Raw genomic sequence first — 21,473 nt, 5'->3', positions numbered from 1 at the left:
CTCGCTTTTTTTAATAATTTTCGATTAAGTATTGTATGATCATTTTTTTTATTGTTTGGGCATCAACAAAATTTGTATATTTATCAAAATAGGAAAAATCTTTATTAATATAATAAAGTGAAATAAGAAGTGATTTGCCTAAATAATTATCTGAATGATTAGTGCACAAAAATCCGCCTTTATGGAATTGAAAATCAATTAAGTTTTCTGTATTTTTGCATTCTATACAACCATCTAATTTTGGATTTATCCCCTCACATTCCAAGATTTTAAATAATAAATAATCTAGGATTTTTGTATCTTTATTTTGGTTTAATAATGGCAATAATTCGTGATAAACATCTAATAATTTTTTACAGTTTGATTTTTTAATGAAACTAAAAAAATATTTTAAATCATTAGCAAAAGATAAAAGCATGGGATTATTAGGAAACTGATTAATAATGTTTGCTCTTTTAAGTCGGGGTAATAGATTATTATTTTTGGGTAAAATAATTTCTAAATTACACAAATTCAATATCGTCAATGAATTTCTATTTTTACTAGTAATTTTTCTTACTCCTGGAGCAAAAATTTTTTTAATACCATTTGTCGTTAAAACACTAATAATTTCATCAAAATCATTAAAATTAGATTTATTTAAAATAATGGCATTTCATGTTTCTTCCATAACTAGAAATTATAACTTTTTAAAAATAAAAAGAGCACTTAGACTCTTTTAAATTTTAATAATAAGGAATGATATGAATATGAGTTCTAAAAATTGCTTGTCCAGCGCTTTCTTCATTATTAACTACTAATCTAAATCCAGTAGCACCTAATTTTTCTACTTGATTTAATGCTAATTTTCTTGCAATAACAATTAAATTTTGTAAAGTAGTGTCTTCTATTTCATATAAATTTTTTGAAAATTCTTTAGGTACTACTAGAAAGTGTCCTTTATTTACTGGTTTAATATCATTAAACGCAATTACATCATCATCTTCATAAATTATAGTTGCAGGTATTTCTCGATCAATTATTCTTTGAAAAGTATCTTTTTCAACCATCTTATAATATTCCTTCTTGTTTTAGCATTGATTTAATTTCTTCATTAATATTAGTTTCATCTATTTGAAAACCTAATTCTTTATAGTATTTAACTGCACTCTTAAATAATGCTGATAAATCTAACAATAATAAGTTATTAGCAATTTTTTTAATTTTTTCGTCGGTATTTCATGGGGTATCTCTGAAACTTAATTCCATTTTTTTAGTTGTTTCATTTTTTGTTCATGATGGCACAATTTTAGTAATGTATTTAGCATCAAAAGATTTACCATCTGTTTTTAGCATATCTACCGATTTTGGATATTTGAATAAATTAAATTCAGTTCCTTTAGTTTCTTTTTCAAAATTCTTTAAAGAAGCAGTAAATTCAAATACATTTCTCTTTTCAAGTTCTTTTACAGTTAAAGTGAATTTAGCTTGAACGTCTTTTGATTTTTTAAGATCATAGTTAATTGAATCAACACGATATTCTAATGTATAAGTTTTACTATTAACAGTGACTGTTTTAGTAAATACGTATTTATCGCCTTCTTTAGTTTTAGTAGTTCCTTCTAATTCTAAATCTTCTGCAGTAATATTTGTTTTTTTGCCATTATCTAAATCGGTTTTTGCTTGTGAAGTAAAGTTAACTTTAGACGTTTCTTTTTCTTGTTCTAAAATTGAAGCAAACTTAAATGAATCCATTGAATAAACTTTACTTGTATTGGGATCTACAAAACCAAAAATGGAAGATTTTTGATTTTTAATTGCTGCAAGTGTATAGTCTAAATCAGCAGTTCCTGATTTTGCTTTTTCAAAACCTTTATAAGCATTTAAATTTTTAATATCATATCCTTCACTATCTCCAGTATTTAAAACCATTTCAGGATGTTTTGCTTTTTGATTAGTTTCATAAAGAGGTTTATTATCTGGATTATACTTAGCTAAAGCATTGAATTCATCAAATGTAGAAACTTTACCTTTTTCTCTACGTACTTGTAAATCTCTATTATCAGTAAATCCTCAAGTTTGTGAAATTGGATTTCTTACTAAATATTCAAGTAGGTGTAAATTATTGTCTTTAAAATTTAAGCTTTCATGAATTTCTTTTTCCAAAGTAGGAGTTTTATCTTTATCAATTTTGACTGTTTTTTTAACTTTATCATCACCATCTTTATCGTTAGCTAATGCTCTTAATTCAGCACGATCTTTTAATAAATAATTTCTAGTAACTAGCATTTTTTGAAGTTCAGTTCTTATGTTAGTTGAAATATATTCACCTTTATTGATCATAAAATTAAATTGCTCTTCTGTTGGCATTTGAAATGGTGAAGGTGAAAAATTAGTAGTATCAATATTTGCATCAATAAAATCTTGTTTTAAATTAGAAAAGAATTGAGGATTTTTATCCAATTGTTGATAGGCATATATCTTAAATAATTCATAGATTTCTTTGTATAAATCTGTGGTTTTATTATTTAGTGCTTTAAGAATAACATCTTTTGATTCTAGTTCTGCTTTAGTTAATTTTTGTAAATCATTTTTATAAAATTCTTGCAAATATAAATTTGTAATCGAAGTGATAATTTGATTTTTTGTTATTGTTTTTTTTAATATTTGTTTTTGAAGTCCAGCTTTATCACTTGTGGTTTTATTACATGCAGCAGCAATTAAGGCAGTTGGAGCCAAAGCAGTTGTCATTAAACTTGCTGTTAATAATTTTAGTTTACTCATATATTACCTTTCTTAGTTTTGATCAACATATTCTTTTAATTTATTAAATAAAAATGCTTCAATATCATTATCATTTTGATGACCATTTATTCAGAATTTTCCTTTAACGCTATCATATTTAAAATCAGCATTTAGTTGTCCATCAATTTGAGATTTGATATATTTCTTAATTTGATTTGCCTTATCCTTTATTAATGAAGCTTTTTGTGATTCTACCAATGATTTTTCATAATCTTTTGCTTGTTGAATATGTTTATCTGTAAATTTTAATTTTGATGATTTATCATAACTTGTAAATTCTTTTTCTTTAATATATTTAACAAAATCTTGTGAGTTTAGTAAACTATTAAGAATATAGTTTTGAGTTAAAAGATCTTTAAACATTGTTTCTAAATTAAGTAAAGGATCGGTTAAAGCATCTGAATAATTAGCTTTAGATTTTATCGTTAAATCACGCAAAATTAATTTTTTAATCGCTTCTACATTTTCTAATTTATATAAATTTTGAATAGTAATACCCGATGAACCTACTGTAACAAAATTTTCACCAACTTTATATATAGTTGATATTTTGTTTTTTTCATTTGAATTTGTACTTTGAGCACCAAATGTATCTCTAAATGCTTCACCAGCAATTTTATTAAATTCTTTATCATCCATTGCATTAATGAATTTTTCAATTTGATTATTTAAAGTAGTATATTTGTTATCATAACTATCTGTCTTTGAAAATTCATGAGACTGTTCATTTAAAGAACTATATAACTCATTATTTGATTTAAAAAGTTCTTTTAATTTTTCATACAAAGTTTTAAATAAATCATTTTTGGTTTCATATTTAAAAATATTGCCATCGCCTAAAATTTTAGAAAGTAATGGGAAATAAACATCTGCATCTTTTTTAGAAATTGTATCTTTAATATTTTGAAATCCTTCTGATCCAAATTTTTTAGCTTTAGCATCTGATGAAGAAACATATTTTAAAGCGGTTTCATCATTTTTTGCTTCCTGAATAGATTCATCATCTATTTTATTTAAAAGTGGACTAACTCCTTTAAATTTAGCAAGTCTAGATATTCCCATTTCCATTAATATTTTATCTTTACCTTTGCCATAAGCTGCATATTTAAATAATTTAAGAATCTCTGCTTTAGTTACTGTTCAAGGTTTATCTTTATCTTTAGCATCTGGTTTGGCACCTAATGTAAATGTTGAAGAAACTAGTTGTTTCTTAGCTAATCATTCAGTTAAATATTTTTCAGGATTTTTTTCTTCAAAAACAAATGATTTTGAAACAAATAGAGGGATTTTTTGTTGTTCTTTTTTAGCATCATCTAATTTTTTATATTCATCTGGCAAAACAAAGTTTTGGTTTTGTTTAGCAAAAGGTAGAGGGATTTTATCTCCTTTTTTAGCAATATCTATTCTTTTACCTTTATACATATAAAATACATCAGAATTGGCTTCAATGTAACCATTTTTAAGTTCGGTATAAGTAAAATCTTGATTTATTTCAAAGTTATAACGACGAAATGCATCAGCTCTTTTGGCTTGTGTTACTTTATACTCAATAGCTTCAGCCTTAGTTTTTGCCTTTCCATAAGCATCTTTTGCTATTTCTGCTTTAAATTTTTCTTCTCATTTTTTATCGTAACCATATTGTTCTTGGAATTTCTTTTCAAGTTCATCTAGTTCTTTTGTTTTTTCTTCTTTTAATTTTTCAACTGATTTTAAAGCTAAATTTTTTGTGTTTGATCCCACTTTATTAGCGTTATAAATAGCTTCATATCGTAATGAAGCTTCATATTCTTTTTCATATAAATAATCGACAAGGTGTTTGTCTATTTCAGATGCAATATATTGATTTTCAGAAACAGAGTTATTGATTTTGTCAATGTCACCATATTTTATATCAATATTCTTGCCATTTGGGCCCTTCATTTTAAAAATAGAATCATTAGAACTAAGTTCTGGACTAGGGGTAGGTAATTTCTTACTTGCTTGTACAATTGGCACTGCAATACCAGCTGTAACTGCCCCCCCTAGAATAGTTCCTCATGTTGTACCTCAAAGAATTTTTTTTGATCTAGCTTTCTGTTCGGTAGTCTTTTTAATTTCCTTTTTAGGCATATGTTTCCTTTCTAAATAATAATGAATATTTTACCATTTTTTAAGACTTTTTTTGATTTTGAAAACTTGCTAATTAGCACCTGGCAAAATTATTGTTTATAAATTTTGAGTCATATATTATAATTTTTATTATGACTAATGTGAGCGAAAATAAAAACAAAATATTAAAAGATTTTTCTCTTTTATGTGAGGAAAGTAAATTATGGTATAGTTTGGATAATGAAAGTTTACTTTTAGCAATTACAAGTAAAAATCCAGAAAATTTAATTGATCATTATGATGTTATGATGACTTATGACTCATATGAAATTCTAAAAAGTAAATATCCAGATAATATTATTGATAATACTAAGCATTCTGAATATGGGAGTTTGCAATGCAAGTTTGTATATAACTCTACTAATATTTTTGAGGAAAGTCCATTTATTAATATTAATTTTATTTTACCAACTAAAATAAAGAAAGTTAAAAACTTTATTTCATTAAAAAATAAAGCTAAAAGTTTTGCATGACATTATAGTACATACAATTCTACTAATGTAAGGAAAATAAAAAATAAGATAAATATTGCCAAATTATTAAAATTATCATGCAACAAATTAATCTATAAAGATCTAATAAATTCATTATATGATGAAGAATTTGAAGGATATATTGTAACTGATACATTTGTTAATAAACATATGATTCATAAGTGAATTCCTAACATTACTTATAAAAGAAAAACAATTATGTTTCAAGATATGGAGATAAAAATTTTGAATGAATACGATATTTATTTAAATAATCTATTTGGCCCAAATTATAATCAAATTGATCTTAAAAGACCAATTTTAGAACACAAAAATATGATAGAACTTTGAAATACTAATTTATTAGAAAAAGTTTTTGAAGAACCTAGTGAAATAAAAATTGAAGAATAATTAATTAAAAAATCTAAGTCGTTATTGACCTAGATTTGCTAGAAAGTAACATGAAGTGCAACACCTATCTGCTTCATGTTTTATTTTATATTTTTCAAAAGTTAAAAAACAAAAATACACTAAATATTAGTGTTTGAGTATATTTGAAATTAGTTTATTAAGCGAATATTTTGTTATATTCTTCTATTAATTCTTTTTCGTATAAAGCATATGAGGATTTTCAATTAAAAATTTTTCTACGTTTAAAATTAATTCTTTCTGTGGCAATTTGAATTTCATTAATATCAATTTCATTAAAATTAGTGGCTTTAGCAAAAATTCTTCTAAAAATACCATTTCAATTTTCATTACTTCCTTTTTGTCATGAAGCATATTTATCAGTAAAATATACAAATATATTTAATTTGTAAGATAGTAAACCAATTTTTCTAAATTCAAAACCATTATCTGTAGTAATCGATTTTACTGGGATATTATTATTTGCAATTAAATTATTTAAAATTCTATTAAGATTATCAGGATGCTTACCTTTCATAACTGCTACATAACAAAACCTTGTTTTTCTTTCCACTAATGTGATTATATGGTTAGCACCTCTAACATTTTTGCCACAAACTAAGTCAAGCTCTCAATGCCCAAATTCTAATCGATTATTTATTTCTTTTGGTCTTGCTCATATTGGTTTTACATATCTTGCTCCAACAAGGCGATCAATAACATTAGTTTTTGAACGTTTTCCTCCCTTTGTATAATTTTTTCTTAATAAATCTTTTCTACTAAAAACTCATTTGCCAGAATTTATTCAATTAAAAACGGTTTTTAAACATGGTATTTCAAATTCATTTACACTCATATTATTTTTTATAAAAAAATAAGTTGATTCAACCGTCCAAAGTTTACCATCATATAGCGCTACAAATTGATCGATAAATTCTTCATATCTATCTCTTACTAAAAAATATCAAAAATAAGATCTATGTTTACTTCTGAGAACAGATTTTTGATTAGCTATTTCTGGATTGTAAATTAATTTATTATTATCAAAATTGCGTTTTATTTCGCGAGATATTGTTGATGGCGATTTATTTATTTGTTTGGCTATTTTTCTAATAGAAAAACCTTTATTTAAGTATTCTTGAATAATAATTCTATTTTTGTAATTTAAGTGATTATAATTAATCATGAGTACCTCTTGAAGCACTTTATTTAGGTTGCTCTTTTTTTATTTACTTTAATATAAAAAATGCAACCTATAAAAATTATTTCATAGTGTTGCACTTTATATTACAATGTAGCAATCTAAGTCGTTATTGACCTAGATTTTTTTATATTAAGAATGATTATAAAATGATCTTTTATTAAAGAAAACTCTTATTAAATGAACAACACCAAGTCCAATTGTACCAACTAATGCAACTAATCAAAATACAAATAACATAATTGGAACTAATTGAAGAGTTTTTAAAAGACTGCCATATAAAACTAATGCAAAAATACCATAAATTACCATACCAATTAAAAATCCTGCGAATAGAATAGTAATATTAATAGTTGCTTTTGGTAAATCTTTTTTGAATGATAATCCAATAATTAAACCATTAATTAATATGCTAATAAAAGTCAAAATTAATAATGTTGTAGATAAAGTATTTAAAGTCATATTTTTCTCCTTACTAATCAATAATTTTACTTAAAAAATTATTTTCTTTGTAATTCTTTATTTTCAGTAAATGAAAATGTAGGGTTTTCTTCTTTAGGAATTAATCAAAGTCTTTCTTGTTTTTTAATTTCTTTTATTTGACCGTTTTCTAAATAAATTACTTTATCAGCCATGATTGCTACATCAGGATCATGTGACACGATAATAACAGTTGCTTTATAATCACGATTAATTTGTTGTAGTATTTGTAAAACTAATTTACCAGTTTTTTCATCAAGTGCACCTGTTGGTTCATCAGCAACAATAATTTCGCTATTTTTTGCTATTGCTCTTAAAATAGAAATTCTTTGTTGCTGGCCACCTGACATTTGTGATGGATATTTATACATACAATCTTCCAGTTCAAATTTTTTAAATAATTCTTTTATATTTAAACGTCTTTTTTTATCAGATTGCAAATAAGATCCGGTTTCCACATTATCATAACTATTTAAGTTTTGAAGCAAATTATAGTTTTGGAAAATAAAGGAGGTATTTTCTCTTCTAAAAGAAGTTTGTTTTCGATTTGTTAAATAAGGTAAATTCACATTATTAACAATAACTTTTCCACTTGTGGGACGATCAAGAGCACTAATAATATTTAAAAGTGTACTTTTACCCGAACCTGATTTTCCATATAAAATAGCAATTTCTCCACGTTCAATTTTAAAAGTAATTCCTTTTAATACTTCAGTAGCTACGTTACCTGAAAGATATGTTTTAGTTAAATTTTCAACTTCAACTATGTTATTTTCAGTGTTAACTTCATGATAAAATTCATCTTTTTTTCTTGGCTTATCATTAGCTAATTTAACTTTTTTATAAGTTGTAGGATCAAGTACTTTTACTGGCAAACCTTCATCTTCAATAATGAAAGGCTTTTTAGCTTTTGCAATTTCAATAGGATTTAAATCTAAGATTGTGGTTTTAGTTTTTTCAATGTTTTTTTTCTTATCTTTTTTTTCTTTATCCTTTTTTAGCATTTTATTTTCCTTTCAAAGCATCAATTGCTTTAACCTTATTTAAACTATATCATGCTGCTATAGATGTAATTGTAAATACACTTAAACACATTACAGCACTTAATAAAATTGAAGATCCTGTTAAAGTCATTGGTAAAACTACTGAGCTAGTAGTAATCATAAACTTATTAAATAATGCGATTAATCCATAAGTTACAGGAATCATAAATGCACAAGCTAGTAATATTACTGGAACAAAGTTAAAGAAGAATAAGAATATTTTTTCTCTATTTTTGTATCCCAATACTGAAAATGTTGCAATAGCTCTTTGGTTTGATGAAATCATAATATTAGTAATAACAATTAAAATTATTATTGAAATAATAAATGAGATAACAATAAAGGCATTAAGAACGGTATTGACTGTTGAACTTATGCCTTTAACAAATCCAGCTTCAATATCTTTACTATCAACATTAAATGAAGCTCCATACATAATGTCTTTACCGTAAATAGAGTTTTTAGGTCCATAAAATCTTGTTAAGGCATCTCTTGCTAATTTTCTAAATGTAGCAATGGGCACATCACTTTCAACTATTTTGTCGAATGCTTCTTTGCTAATATCTAAAAATTCTAAAATTTTATCCATATAGTTAAGCGTTGTGCCATGTAAATCATTGTAAGATTTCACTGCATGCTCATAAACTGAAGTAAATTTCTTTTTAGAATCAGATATAAATATTCTTTTAAAGAAAGCTCAAACAAGATCATCATTACTATTAATAGTGTCAAAAGTGGCTGCCGCTCCTCAAAAACCACTAGATGAATATGTAGTTAAAGTGTCAATTGTTTGAACAGGAGTTTTATCTACTGAAAGAATTCCATTGAATGCTTCATATTTTTTGATAAATTCTTTAATAATTTTTGCTTTTTTATCTGGGTTAGCATTTAATAAATTATTAAGTTCATCTTGTCTTGCATCCATTAATGCTTTAGTTAACATATCAAAGCCTAAAACTTGATCAAGAATATCTTTTCTAGTAACAAACTCTTGATTAATATAGGTATCTGAAATTCCTACAATTTGGAATTTGTACTTTGTAAGAGGACCTTTTAAATTTAATGATTTATGACTAAATCTATCTATGTGATTTAAAATGTCACCTTCAAGAATGCTACCAACATTTAATTTGAAAATTTTGGCAACAACTTGATTAACAACTAAAGGTATAATCTTAGATTTAGAATCTCACTTATAATCAGCCAATGTTTTGGTTAAATTTTTTCCATCTTTGCTTTCAAGTTTTACATATTTACTATCAGTACGATAGCCATAAATTTTGTATTCTTTATTATTAATTTTCGCCTTTGCATATGTATATTTTTCATTTGTATTTTGGTTTCAATAAACACCAGCAAAAGAAACAAAGAAATCAAGTGATGCAATCTTTTTATAAGCATTTAATAAAAATTCTCGATATTCTTGACGGTGACGTGATGTTGTTACTTTCACGGCTTTTAAATAAGTTCCATTTTTTGCATCTCATTCAACAAATCTAAATTGTTCAGCAATTGAATTAGGATTAGTATTATCGTTATATTCAGGTTCAGTAAAAGTAAAGAAACTTTTTCTATTGCTTAAATCTTCAGGTTTTCCTGCAGCTTTATCTGCATAATATTTCTTTATATCTTTAACACTAATTAATTTTGAATAATCGCCATCCCAATTATCAGGTTTAATAATATTTTGTGTACTTTCCATTTCTCTTGAAACACGTTTAAATATTTGTACAACTCTTGCTCTTTGAGTTTCAGGCATATTAGCATAAGTAATATCTCAAGGACTTAATGCTACTGATAAATCTAATAATAAATCAAGTGAAGATTTAGTAATAACAGTAGGATCATATTTTCTTGGAATAGTATCAGTATTAAATGAATTACCAGGTCTTAAAAAGTTAGGATTGTCATAATCTAATTGGCTACCGTTTCCTGAACTTTGCCCAGCCAAATCGTTAGGAACATATAATAAATTTCTTAGAGTGTTTTTATTATAAGTAACATATGGTCCTCCTTCAGTAGTAGGAGTTTCAAGATCTAATTTATATTTATAATTTCTATTTTTGTATGTTTGATTAATCAGTTTTGAAAAGACATTATTAGAAGATAAGAAGAACATTGATAGTAATGAAGTAGTTGAGAATGCTAAGAAAAGTGAAAACATTTTTCAGAAGTTATTTAACGCCATTGAAATAATGTATTTATATTTAATTGATCATCTTCTAAAAATAGATGAAATTTTTTGTCCTAAATTACTAATGTTAACTTCAACAAGACCGCTCATTAATTCGGTAGGTTTACGTCTTACTGATATTCTTGTAATAACATAAATAAGTAAACTCATAAGTAGTAACGGAATAATGACCGTAAATATCATTGCCAATCAATGGAATGGAATTACATTAGTTTGATGAGTCCAATAACTAGAAAATACATTCATTATTTTGCCTTGTAAGGCAAGGCCTGTAAAATAACCAACAAGCGTTCCTATTGCTGTAGGAATTCATCCATAGGCACAAAATGAAATTGCAATTTCTTTAGTAGTATAACCTTGTGCCCTTAAAATACCAATAACTTTATTTCTTGCTTCAATATACCTTTTTATAATGAAATAAACAATAAATCCAACTAATAAGATTAATAATAAAACCGAATAAATAGTAACATTTTCAATTGTTTTAACAAAAGTTCTAACTGTTGTTACTCTAATAGATCTTTCTGGGTTTAAATAATCGGTTTCATTTTTTAAATAAACTTTATTCCATGAACCAGAATTAACTTTATTAATAATATTGTTAAATTTTTCTTTTAAATCTTTTGGAGTTTGATTAGTTTCAAATTTACCTTTCGCATTTCTTTTAGCTCTTATTAAAGCATATTCTTTAATAGCAAAAGTAGGATAAGCTGATCTCATTCTATCGAAACCTTTAGTATTTACATAAACTAGAGATTGATTTTTAGTATCAACTTGTAAATTACTTTCATTAACAACAGGATATAAATAATCAGCGGTCATCTCAGTACCAATAATTAAATATTCAATACTATTAACTTTAACTTTATACTTATCAGGTAAACTTTTTAGCAATCTTTCCATTTTTATTGGATCTTTTAAATATTCAGTTAAGTCGCCTCTATAAACTTCTTTGTTATTTTTTGATAAGTAACCATAATTTACTTTTGCTAAATAAGATCCAGCATCTGAATAAGCAATGGAATTATAAACAGTTATTGGCTCAATTATTTTATACAATATTGTTCTAAATGAATTTGTAATGTTTATACCAAAGAATTTAATATCTTTTCCTTCATGTGTTTTTAGTTTATGCTCAATTAAATAATTAAATTTAGCTAAATCTAAATGAACATTAGTGTTGCTTCCTTCTGGTAAACTTCCTTCATTATGTTCATATTTATCATATAGAGGACTTACCATATTTTTAATTTGATCTAATGTTAAATTATTTAAATTAGAGAATAATTTTTTCACAACATATGCTAAGTTTCCTTCAGAAGAATCATTGCTTAATACATAATACATTAATACTTGTGGGAAGGTTAATGATAAAAGCGGATTCATAATGCTTCTTGGAACATTAATTAATGAAAGTATTTCAGGCAATTTTGAATTTTCTAAAGTCATTTTATAAAGTAAATCAAAATCATAATTGCTTGAAACTAATGGTGATAAATTGTTATTTTTACTATCACTTTTAATAAATGATTTAACAAATTCTTCAATAGTTTCTTTATAAAATGTAGGCATTTGATAAGCATTTGATAAATATGCAAAACTATAAGCAAGTTCATTACTATGTTTTAATAAAATTTCTTTTATTTTTGCTACATCATCTGCATTAATTCCCTTACTTTGTAAAGTGCTGAAAAAGTTATTGAAAGCTGATCCATTTTTAATTTTTTCTGTAAGTAAATTAGCAGCTAAAGCATTAGCAGCATGAGCATAAGCTACTTTTAATAAATTATTAGGAATAGTATTTTCTACTAAAGAATAGTTATTTAAAATGTCTTTAATTTCATCCATTTGCGCTACTTTTAATAACTCATTTAAAATATATGAAACCATAGCCAAGGTTAAATGACGATTTTTTTGATTTATTACTTTATTAGCACCAGTTTCTGGATCAATTTCAATTTTCTTAGTAATGTCAGCAATATTACTTATTTCATAGCCTAATTTGATTCATGAAGCAAATAATGATAGTTCATTTTTGATTAAGCTTTCTTGGTTAGAACCTAACATATTACTTAAAAACTTATCTAACATGATTTTGTAAAGTGTTGTTAAAGTACTTTGTTTAGCTAAATTTGCATTTTTATTAATTAAAGCAGAACGATAAGCTAAATCTCCATAAGTTTTTACTTGTTTATTAGGATCATCATCAAATTTTCAGTTTCAAGTTATTTTTGTTCTATCTGGACCGTAATTTTCTAATTTTAGTTTTTGAATTAATTCTAAATAAGCCATTAATTTTGTTTTAATGATTTTTAAATTACTTAACTCTGTTTCATTTACTAAAACGGAATTTTTTAAAAAATTCAATTCATTTTCAGTAGGTTCAAATTTTGTATTTGTATTAATAGCAGTATTAATTTTTGTAAGAACTTTATTAATATCATTAATATTGAAGGCATTAAAGGAAGGATTTTGGCTATCTTCATCATTTTTTTGTGTAGGCGGTATAGCTTTTCCTATTGTTCCTAAATCTAATAAAGACAATTTATTAGGATCTGCTCCCGGAATTGAAAATCCTAATTCAGTAGATCCCATAGTCTTATTAGATAAATTTAGCATTTTAATAATGGCATTTTGAATATTTTGAATTTGTCCATAAATTGCATTGGGGTCAGAAGGAGATGTTGCAAATGAGTTTAAAAATGCTGCTAAATAATCTGGCGCTGACAATACCTCAGTATTGTAATCACTATAAACTTTTTTATTGACAATAATTTCAGATTTAACTTGTCTAATAAGTTTTTCAAGTGAAGATACAAATTTTTCAATATTAATGTTTTGAACAATCTTTGTTAATCCACTATTAATATTAGAATAATTGCTTGAGCCATTTAATTTTTTAAAAAAGTTTTTGATTTCAGTTTTATCTGCTTCACTTAAAGGTGTTCCTGCTTCTTGTTTAGCTTTAACTAAACGACTGTAATAACTACCATCTTTATCAGGATTTAAAATTGCATCAAAATCAATTTCATTTATAAGTTTAATAATTGCTTCTTTTAATTTAAGACTATCAACTGACTTTAAAAAGCTCAAGATTATTCGATGCGATGATAAACTTCAATATTTTGCAGTGGTTGAAGTAAATGGAATTAATGGATGTTCTTTATATCAATCCTGAATATTTTTAGAAAATTCCATAAAATCTATTGAATCTATTATTTGTTTAAATATTTCAAAAATTTCTTCTTTATTTTTTACTAATTTTAATAAATCCAGCATTGTTAATTTAAGTGATGGAATAACGTAAGTTTTATTCAAACCTAATAAATTAGTTAAGTTTTGAATTTGTTCAACTAATTTATTGTCATCTTTCATATATTCATCAACATAAACTTTTTTGAAATAGTCAATTATACCTTTAAAAATTTTTTTAATAAAGGCATTACCATTCATATTAATATTTACATCACTAGGATCAAGCGATTTTATTAAATTATTAATTGCATCAAAAATTACTTTAATAATAATGTTTTTATTAACTTTACCTGTTGCTAATAATGTATGTAAATCATTTGCTTCTATACTCTTTTTAAAAGCATCTAAAATTTTGTTTAAATCATCTTCATTAAATAATCTAGCTAATTCAGTTTGTAATATTGCTGATTTTATTGCTGCAACTAATTTTGCTATTGATTTATTTTGAACAATATCGCTAGTTAATTCATTATTAATTGCCCCAAAAGCAATAGGTAATGTAATTTGATTTTTATATTTAGGATCAACATAAGCTCAACCATTAGGACCAATTGTTCCTCTAATTGTTCAATTTTCTTTAACTAATTTTTCATATAGTTCATCTAATGTGTAATATTCTTTATTGTCAAGTACTGCTTTTTTTCAAACTTTTTTAGAGTTATAACCGTCAATCGAATCTTTGGTTAAAAATACATATTTGTCAGGTTCTGGCATAGCAATACCACCAACAAGAGAAGCACCTGTATCTTTACTTTCTTCTTCTGCAGTAGTTAAGGCAAGAATTTTACCTTCTTTTTTTAGTCTCGGTATTAAAGTATTTTTAAAGAAATCATAATAATCTTCATACCTTATATCAGCAGCAAAATAATTAAAATCTGGAGTATATGATTGAAAAATCATTTTAATAATTTCTTTAGTGTAAACTGAAGGAATTTTTTTAATTGTTGTGTCGCCTGGTTTAGGTTTTAAAAGAAAATCATCAATATTTTTATCAGTAATAGACTTGTTTAAAATGGTTGGATTATTTTGTTCATTGTATAATTTTCCAACATTTTGTTTTATACCATTAATTTTGTAGTCTTTATCACCAGTATTGATAAAATGGTGAACATTTTTGTTATTAGTTTTTTCGTCAACTGTTTCAACAGTCATAGTTTGCCTAATACCTAAATTTTCTTCTGAAACAGCTTTTTTAATCTCATTCAAAATATAAGAACGAGCATAATTTGCTGTTCCATCACGAATAATTGATTGATTTTGTTGAAGTAATTTTCCATCAGTAAATTTAGAAAATTCTTCACTTGATAAAGTTTGATTTTGAAGAGTGTTTGGTGCCTCAATTTGTCTTATATTATTGTACTTTTTTGAAGATGGGGGAACAATTTCTTTTCCGGTGTAAATGTCATATTTTCCACCATCTCAAGGAGTTTTAAAAGTAACATCTAAATCTTTTTGATTTAAAGATGTTTGTTCCTCAGTAACTTTTTCTTTTGCAGTACCAATTTTATAAGTAGTAATTTTAGTTTTACTTCAAGTTGAAAAATATTTCAAATTTCTATATGTAGTAGGATTGGAATTTTTAAATTGAGAAATGAATTTGTAATATGAACCTTTTCAATTTGATCTATTTTCATCATCAATTTCATCTCAATTTAAACGGTATCTATTTCAGTTGTATACATACCTTACTGTTTTTATCCTAATTCATTCTTCTGGTAATTTATAAACTTTGTTATTTCCCTCTAATGAAATAGTTTGTTTTTCATTGGTTGTGATAGTGTTGTTTGATAAATAGGTATTTAAACTAAAAGTGTTTTGTAATTTATCTGTAGCTACTAATTTGTTTGTTGTTGAAGTTGGTGTTCCATTAAATTTAATATCGCCTTTTCCGGTAGTGGTGCTATCAAATTGTCATACACCATTAACTGCTTTAAATCCTAATGCTTTCATAAATTCTGCACCAGAAAGAACGTGTAATGTTCCAGCTTTTTTTCATGCTTCATAATCTAATAAAGATCTAGAAACTTTCTTAGTTTTTGTGTTAATAAATCAAGAAACAGGATTTTTTATATAATCTGGCTTACTTACATCTTGAGTATGAACAATTTCTCCCAATTTATCTAAAGTTATCTCTTCATTAAAAGAAAATGTATCTGTTTTATTTAAAGAAATTGTTTTAGTTACGGGAATATATTTATTTCCTTCTTTTTTGTACAATTGAAATTCTTTTTTTGCAAAATTAAAACTAAATTGTTTGTTTAACAAATCGAATTTAATTCCTGAACTTTGATCTTGAGATTTATAGTAAAAATGCATAAACTCTTCTGAGTTTATATAGTATTCTTCATTTGAAGTAGTTCAATTTTTACCTTTTAATTTAATAAAATTTTGGTCTTCTTTTGGCAAATGAAGAGTTGATGTTGTTTCTTTGTAAGTATCATCAGCTTCAAAAGTAATAGGTTTTCTAATAATGGTTTTGTTATCCTTATCAACTTGGTCAAAACCACCATTAGGAATAATACCGGATGGATTGGCAGTTAAATCAGCAGTCAAGTCATGAATTCTTGATACAGTATCATAAGAATTAATTGCTTTTGTATAACTTGTCTTTATATCAAACAATAAAGTAAAAATTCCTGAGGTAAGGAATATTAAAATTGTTAAACATATAAGAGTGACTTTATTTTTTGATAAAGATTTAAAAACCTCTTTAAACAATCTATGCATTGTTTTCCTCCGTGTATTAAATAATTTATTAATTATAACTTATTACAAAAATATGGAAAAGTTTTTCCAATATCAAAGGAGAAATTTTAATAAATAAAAAATGTAAACCGAACTTTTTAATTCGAAAATACATTTTTTTTATTTTAGATCGTTTTTTATTATTTGTGATCATTTGCGAGGATATGAATTTGGAGTTTTTATACTCTTTTTGTAATGAATTAAAACATTTTGAATATTAAAAAATTTATCTAAATTTAGAATTTTAAATTCTATTTTAAGTTTATTAGAAATATCAATAGCATTATTTAACTCATTTTGATATGACTTCGATTTTAAGAAACAAAAAGTTCCATTAATTTTTGCTAAATGATGTGAAATTTCTACTAAATTTTTTAATTCGCTAACTGCTTTAGCACTTATAAAATCAAATTTTTCATTTTCGTTGCTATCTTCAGCTCTAATTTTTTTAACGCTTATATTTTTTAAATCGAGTTTATTTGCCACCAAATTTAAAAAATTCACTCTTTTTTGAATAGGCTCGTAAATTGTTAAATTAAATGAAGGGTTGAAAATAAAATACGGAATGATTGGAAACCCTGCACCACTACCTATATCTAATACATTTTTATTAGCTAAATCTAGAATTTTTTCATTTATATTATTAAATATTAAAATGGATTCTATTATTCCCTCTTTTAAAAGTTTTTCACCAAAAAAACCTGTTAAATTAATTTTTTGATTTTCTTCTTCTATTAAGGAATAATATAAAAATAATTTTTCTTTTATTTGAATATCTAACTTAGGTAAATATTCATCAATTAAACTAAAACTTTCCTTGGCTGTAAGCATTATAAATTTCAGTAATAGAAGTTTTATTTAAGTTTGCTTCTATTACAAGTCCTAAAAACTGTGCTAATGAAAGAACTCTTAATTTTTTAAAATGTGAAAGTGAACTATGATCCGTTGAATCAGTTACTATTACTTCATCAATAATTGATTCATTTTCAAACATTTCGAAACCTTTTGAAAATAACCCATGAGTTGCAGCAATAATAATTTTTTTTGCACCTTGTTTTTTTAAAGCATGTGCTGCATTTAAAATAGTTCCACCAGTATCGATAATATCATCATATATAATGACATTTTTTCCTTCAACATTACCTAAGACACCCATGATTTCACTTTTATTAGGTCCTGTTCTACGTTTATCAATAATTGCAATTTCATCATCATTTTTTAGTAATTCAGAAAGTTGTCTTGCTCTTACAGCTCCACCATGATCTGGAGAAACAATAACAAATTTATCTTTTCTTGCTCTTAATTCATTCGAAAAAATAAATTGGCCACGCAAATCATCAACTGGAATATTAAAAAATCCTTGAATTGATGGATTGTGTAAATCAATTGTAATAACTTTATCAGCTCCTGCAGTGCTTAAAAGGTCAGCAACTAATCTAGCAGTAATTGGTTGACGACCAGATGCTTTTCTATCTTGTCTTGCATAACCATAATATGTCATAACGACAATAATTCTTTGAGCACTAGCTCTTTTCAAAGAATCAATAAATATTAACAAAGACATTAAATTATCATTAACAGGTCTTGAAGTGTTGCAAATAATAAAAACTGATTGATCTCTTACTGTAATATTTGAAAACAATAATTGTTCTCCATCGGCAAATGTAGTTTTTTGAACAGGTGTAATTTCCCGATTAATTGATTTTCCAATTTTTGATGCCAATTCTCATGAATTATCCATTCCAAAGATGACAACATCATTGTTCATATTAAATTTCATATTGCTCCTAAAGTTTTAACTTATTAACAATATTTTAATATAAAAATAATTTTTGTCTATTCTATAAAATAGAAAATTTAAAAAAATACCTAAATTAGGTATATTTTCAAATGTTTGATTATAAAAATTGGTGATAAATTTTTTTATAAATAAATTTCGTTGTTTGAACAAGAATAATGTATATCGCAACAAGCATTGCAAGTCAAGCAAAAAATATTGGTTTTAAAGGTGCTAAACTAAGAGCAGTATTTACTTTAGGAATATATGGAATTGCAGTTACTATTGCCATACCCAAAAGTGTCATAATAATAACAGAAGTAGATGCATTAGATTTTATTAAAGGAATATTACCAGTTCTTAATAAATGAATAACAAGTGATTGAGTCCACATTGAAAGAATTAGTCATCCTGATCAAAATAGCATTTTAAATTCTTCTTTAGCAGTAGGGCTTAATGATTTAAATTGACTTCCAACCATGTTAGGGATAATCACATACATTAATAAAGTAAATGTTAATACATCAACTATTGTACTAATAGGTCCAAATCAAAGCATAAATCTAAGCGTGGATTTATATTCTCATTTTTTTGGTTTCTTGATAAAGTTTTTGTCAACATTGTCTCATGGTAATGCTCCACAGCAAAGATCGTAAATTAAATTTAATAAGATTATTTGCACTGGTAAAAGTGGTAAAAATGGTAAAAGAATTGATGCAATAACAATACTAATAATATTTCCAAAGTTAGAAGAAACTGTCATTTTTACATATTTATTGATATTTGCATGAGTTTTTCTACCTTCAACTATTCCTGTTGCCAACACATTTAAATCTTTTTCTAAAAGAATAATATTAGCAGTTTCTTTAGCAATATCAACTGCGGTATCAACTGAAATTGATACATCTGCTACTTTCATTGCAGGAGCATCATTGATTCCATCTCCCATATAGCCAACGACATGACCATTTTTTCGTAAAACTGTAATAATTCTTGCTTTTTGATCAGGACTTAGTTTCGCAAATATTTGAGTATTTTCAACTTCTATTTTAAGTTCATCATCACTCATATTAATAATGTCTTTGCCTAATAAAATTTTTTCATAAGGAATTCCTACTTTTGAGCAAATTGCTTGAGTAACAAGAGGATTATCTCCGGTAAGAATTTTTACTTCAACTCCTAAATTATGTAATTCTTTAATAGCATCTTCTGCTGAATCTTTAGGTGGATCTAAAAAAGTTAAATAGCCAATTAATGTCATATTTTTTTCATCGGCAACAGAAAATTTACCAACTGCTGAAGCATCATTTTTTGATGCAATAGCAATTACTCTCATTCCTTCTTCGCTAAATTCTTGAACTTTATTTAAGACTTTTCTAATAATTTTTTTATCTAGTTTTTGTACTTTTCCATCTAAATAAATTTTGTCACAAACACTAATAATTTCTTCTACTGCTCCTTTAGTAATCATCTTAATACGATTATTTTTTAAAGATTTAACTAACACTGACATTCTTTTACGATGAAAATCAAAAGGAATCTCATCTACTTTTTCAAAATGTAATTCTAGATTATCTAGTTCTTTAATATCATCAGCCAATTCTAATGTTCTTTTAATAATAGATTTATCTAATAAATTTTTTAAGCCTGTTTGATAATATGAATTTAAAAAAGCGTATTTTAAAACATATGAATCTTCTTGACCAGTTACATCTAAATGACGTTCTAAGATAACTTCATCTTGAGTGAGAGTTCCAGTTTTATCAGTACATAAAATATCCATAGCTCCAAAGTTTTGAATGGAATTTAAATTTTTAATAATTGTTTTTTTCTTACCCATGGCAATTGCGCCTTTTGAAAGACAGCTTGTAACTATCATAGGTAGCATTTCAGGAGTTAAACCAACCGCAATAGAAATACCAAATAATAAAGCATTAATTCATGGTTTGGGTTCTTTATTAGTAAAACCAACTATTAAAAATACAATAGGAATAATAATTGCCATCACTATTGTTAGCATTATTGAAATTTTTTTCATACCTTTTTCGAAACTAGTTGGTACTTGTTTCTCATTTACTTTAGATGCAACTTGGCCAATATATGTACCATTACCAGTAACAATCACAATAGCTTTTGCTGATCCAGAAATTATATTAGAACCCATAAAAGCCAAATTTGGGCGATCAGTAACATTATCATAATCAACTTTTTTATCAATAATTGAATATTTTTCAATAGGTTCACTTTCACCTGTTAAAGAAGATTGGGAAACAAATAAATCTTTTGCTTGAATAATTCTAACATCAGCAGGAATAATATCACCAGCTGCCAAATGAACAATATCTCCTACAACTATTTCTTCAAGTGGAATTTCTTGAAGAATACCATTTCTTTCAATTAAAGAAGTGGTTTGAATAATTTGAATTAATTTATTAGCGCTTGATGAACTTTTTTGTTCTTGTACAAAATGAATCAAGCTACTAATTAAAACCATGGTAAAAATTATAATCATGGTGGCATATTGTTTTTCACCAGGTTTAGGTAGAATAACTTCAATAACCATTGAAATAATCGCTAAAACTAATAAAATAATATTAAAAGAGTTAAAAAACGATCTAAACAATCTTTTAGCAACATTATCTGAACCTTTTTTATTGATGACATTTTTTCCGTATTGATCTCGATTTTCTTCAACTATTTCTTCATCTTTAATTCCTCTTATTGAAGAATTTAAGTGAGAAAAAACAACATCAATTTCATTATTAGATGCTTCAATTAATCTATTTTTGTTTTCTAAAAGTCCTAATTCAGATTTATTTTTTATTATCTGATTGTTTTTTAAAACTTTCATATTTTCTCCTTCTTTATTGCAATTTATTACAAGGAGAGAATTATTTAATTAAATGGATGCTCAATGAAAGTTTATTGAACACATAATAAAATAACTCCGCTCTTCACTACTAAT

The 21,473-nt window shown here is 25.5% G+C and carries 12 protein-coding genes; 1 reads left to right on the top strand and 11 read right to left on the bottom strand.

Features of this window, described 5'->3' with window-relative positions; translation table 4 throughout:
- Positions 1–10: 10 nt before the first annotated feature.
- From recO to ACLFP3_RS01025, 4 genes are read right to left on the bottom strand one after another with little or no spacing between them, the layout of a single operon-like run.
- A complete protein-coding gene (gene recO / locus ACLFP3_RS01040) occupies positions 11–670 on the bottom strand; it encodes a DNA repair protein RecO (RefSeq protein WP_412031751.1) in 660 nt (219 codons plus the stop codon).
- 55 nt (positions 671–725) lie between these two features.
- Positions 726–1,049 (bottom strand): histidine triad protein HinT, encoded by a 324-nt coding sequence (hinT, locus tag ACLFP3_RS01035; protein ID WP_412031750.1) that lies wholly within the window; start codon positions 1,047–1,049, stop codon positions 726–728.
- A gap of 1 nt (position 1,050) precedes the next feature.
- Positions 1,051–2,763: a HinT-interacting membrane complex lipoprotein P60 gene (locus ACLFP3_RS01030; RefSeq protein ID WP_412031749.1), complete on the bottom strand. Its 1,713-nt coding sequence runs from the start codon at positions 2,761–2,763 to the stop codon at positions 1,051–1,053.
- Between the two features lie 12 nt (positions 2,764–2,775).
- Positions 2,776–4,893 carry a HinT-interacting membrane complex protein P80 gene (locus ACLFP3_RS01025; protein WP_412031748.1) on the bottom strand — a complete coding sequence of 706 codons (2,118 nt, stop codon included), beginning with the start codon at positions 4,891–4,893 and terminating at the stop codon, positions 2,776–2,778.
- A gap of 131 nt (positions 4,894–5,024) precedes the next feature.
- Between ACLFP3_RS01025 and ACLFP3_RS01020 the strand changes: the two genes are divergently transcribed.
- Positions 5,025–5,816: a hypothetical protein gene (locus ACLFP3_RS01020; RefSeq protein WP_412031747.1), complete on the top strand. Its 792-nt coding sequence runs from the start codon at positions 5,025–5,027 to the stop codon at positions 5,814–5,816.
- A gap of 157 nt (positions 5,817–5,973) precedes the next feature.
- Here ACLFP3_RS01020 and ACLFP3_RS01015 read toward each other — a convergent pair whose 3' ends face one another.
- The 7 genes from ACLFP3_RS01015 to mgtA all read right to left on the bottom strand — a co-directional run bounded on the left by ACLFP3_RS01015 (position 5,974) and on the right by mgtA (position 21,359).
- Complete coding sequence (locus ACLFP3_RS01015; RefSeq protein WP_412031746.1) at positions 5,974–6,999, bottom strand: IS30 family transposase; 1,026 nt, start codon at positions 6,997–6,999, stop codon at positions 5,974–5,976.
- 147 nt (positions 7,000–7,146) lie between these two features.
- Positions 7,147–7,476 carry a hypothetical protein gene (locus ACLFP3_RS01010; protein WP_412031745.1) on the bottom strand — a complete coding sequence of 110 codons (330 nt, stop codon included), beginning with the start codon at positions 7,474–7,476 and terminating at the stop codon, positions 7,147–7,149.
- Between the two features lie 38 nt (positions 7,477–7,514).
- The gene (locus ACLFP3_RS01005; RefSeq protein ID WP_412031744.1) at positions 7,515–8,498 is read right to left on the bottom strand and encodes an ABC transporter ATP-binding protein; all 984 of its coding nucleotides are present in this window, start codon (positions 8,496–8,498) and stop codon (positions 7,515–7,517) included.
- Position 8,499: 1 nt separating this feature from the next.
- Positions 8,500–16,713 carry an ABC transporter permease gene (locus ACLFP3_RS01000; RefSeq protein WP_412031743.1) on the bottom strand — a complete coding sequence of 2,738 codons (8,214 nt, stop codon included), beginning with the start codon at positions 16,711–16,713 and terminating at the stop codon, positions 8,500–8,502.
- Between the two features lie 138 nt (positions 16,714–16,851).
- Entirely contained in the window at positions 16,852–17,562 is a 711-nt protein-coding gene (gene rsmG / locus ACLFP3_RS00995) for a 16S rRNA (guanine(527)-N(7))-methyltransferase RsmG (RefSeq protein ID WP_412031742.1), read from the bottom strand.
- Entirely contained in the window at positions 17,537–18,511 is a 975-nt protein-coding gene (locus ACLFP3_RS00990; protein ID WP_412031741.1) for a ribose-phosphate pyrophosphokinase, read from the bottom strand. The genes rsmG and ACLFP3_RS00990 overlap by 26 nt, the downstream gene beginning before the upstream one ends.
- Before the next feature lie 118 nt (positions 18,512–18,629).
- Positions 18,630–21,359, bottom strand: a complete 2,730-nt coding sequence (gene mgtA, locus ACLFP3_RS00985) for a magnesium-translocating P-type ATPase (RefSeq protein ID WP_412031740.1) — start codon at positions 21,357–21,359, stop codon at positions 18,630–18,632.
- Between the last annotated feature and the right edge of the window lie 114 nt (positions 21,360–21,473).

Origin of the sequence: Metamycoplasma buccale (assembly GCF_046774455.1) — a bacterium.
Taxonomy (GTDB): domain Bacteria; phylum Bacillota_I; class Bacilli_A; order Mycoplasmatales; family Metamycoplasmataceae; genus Metamycoplasma; species Metamycoplasma buccale.
This window is presented reverse-complemented; position numbering and strand designations above follow the sequence as displayed.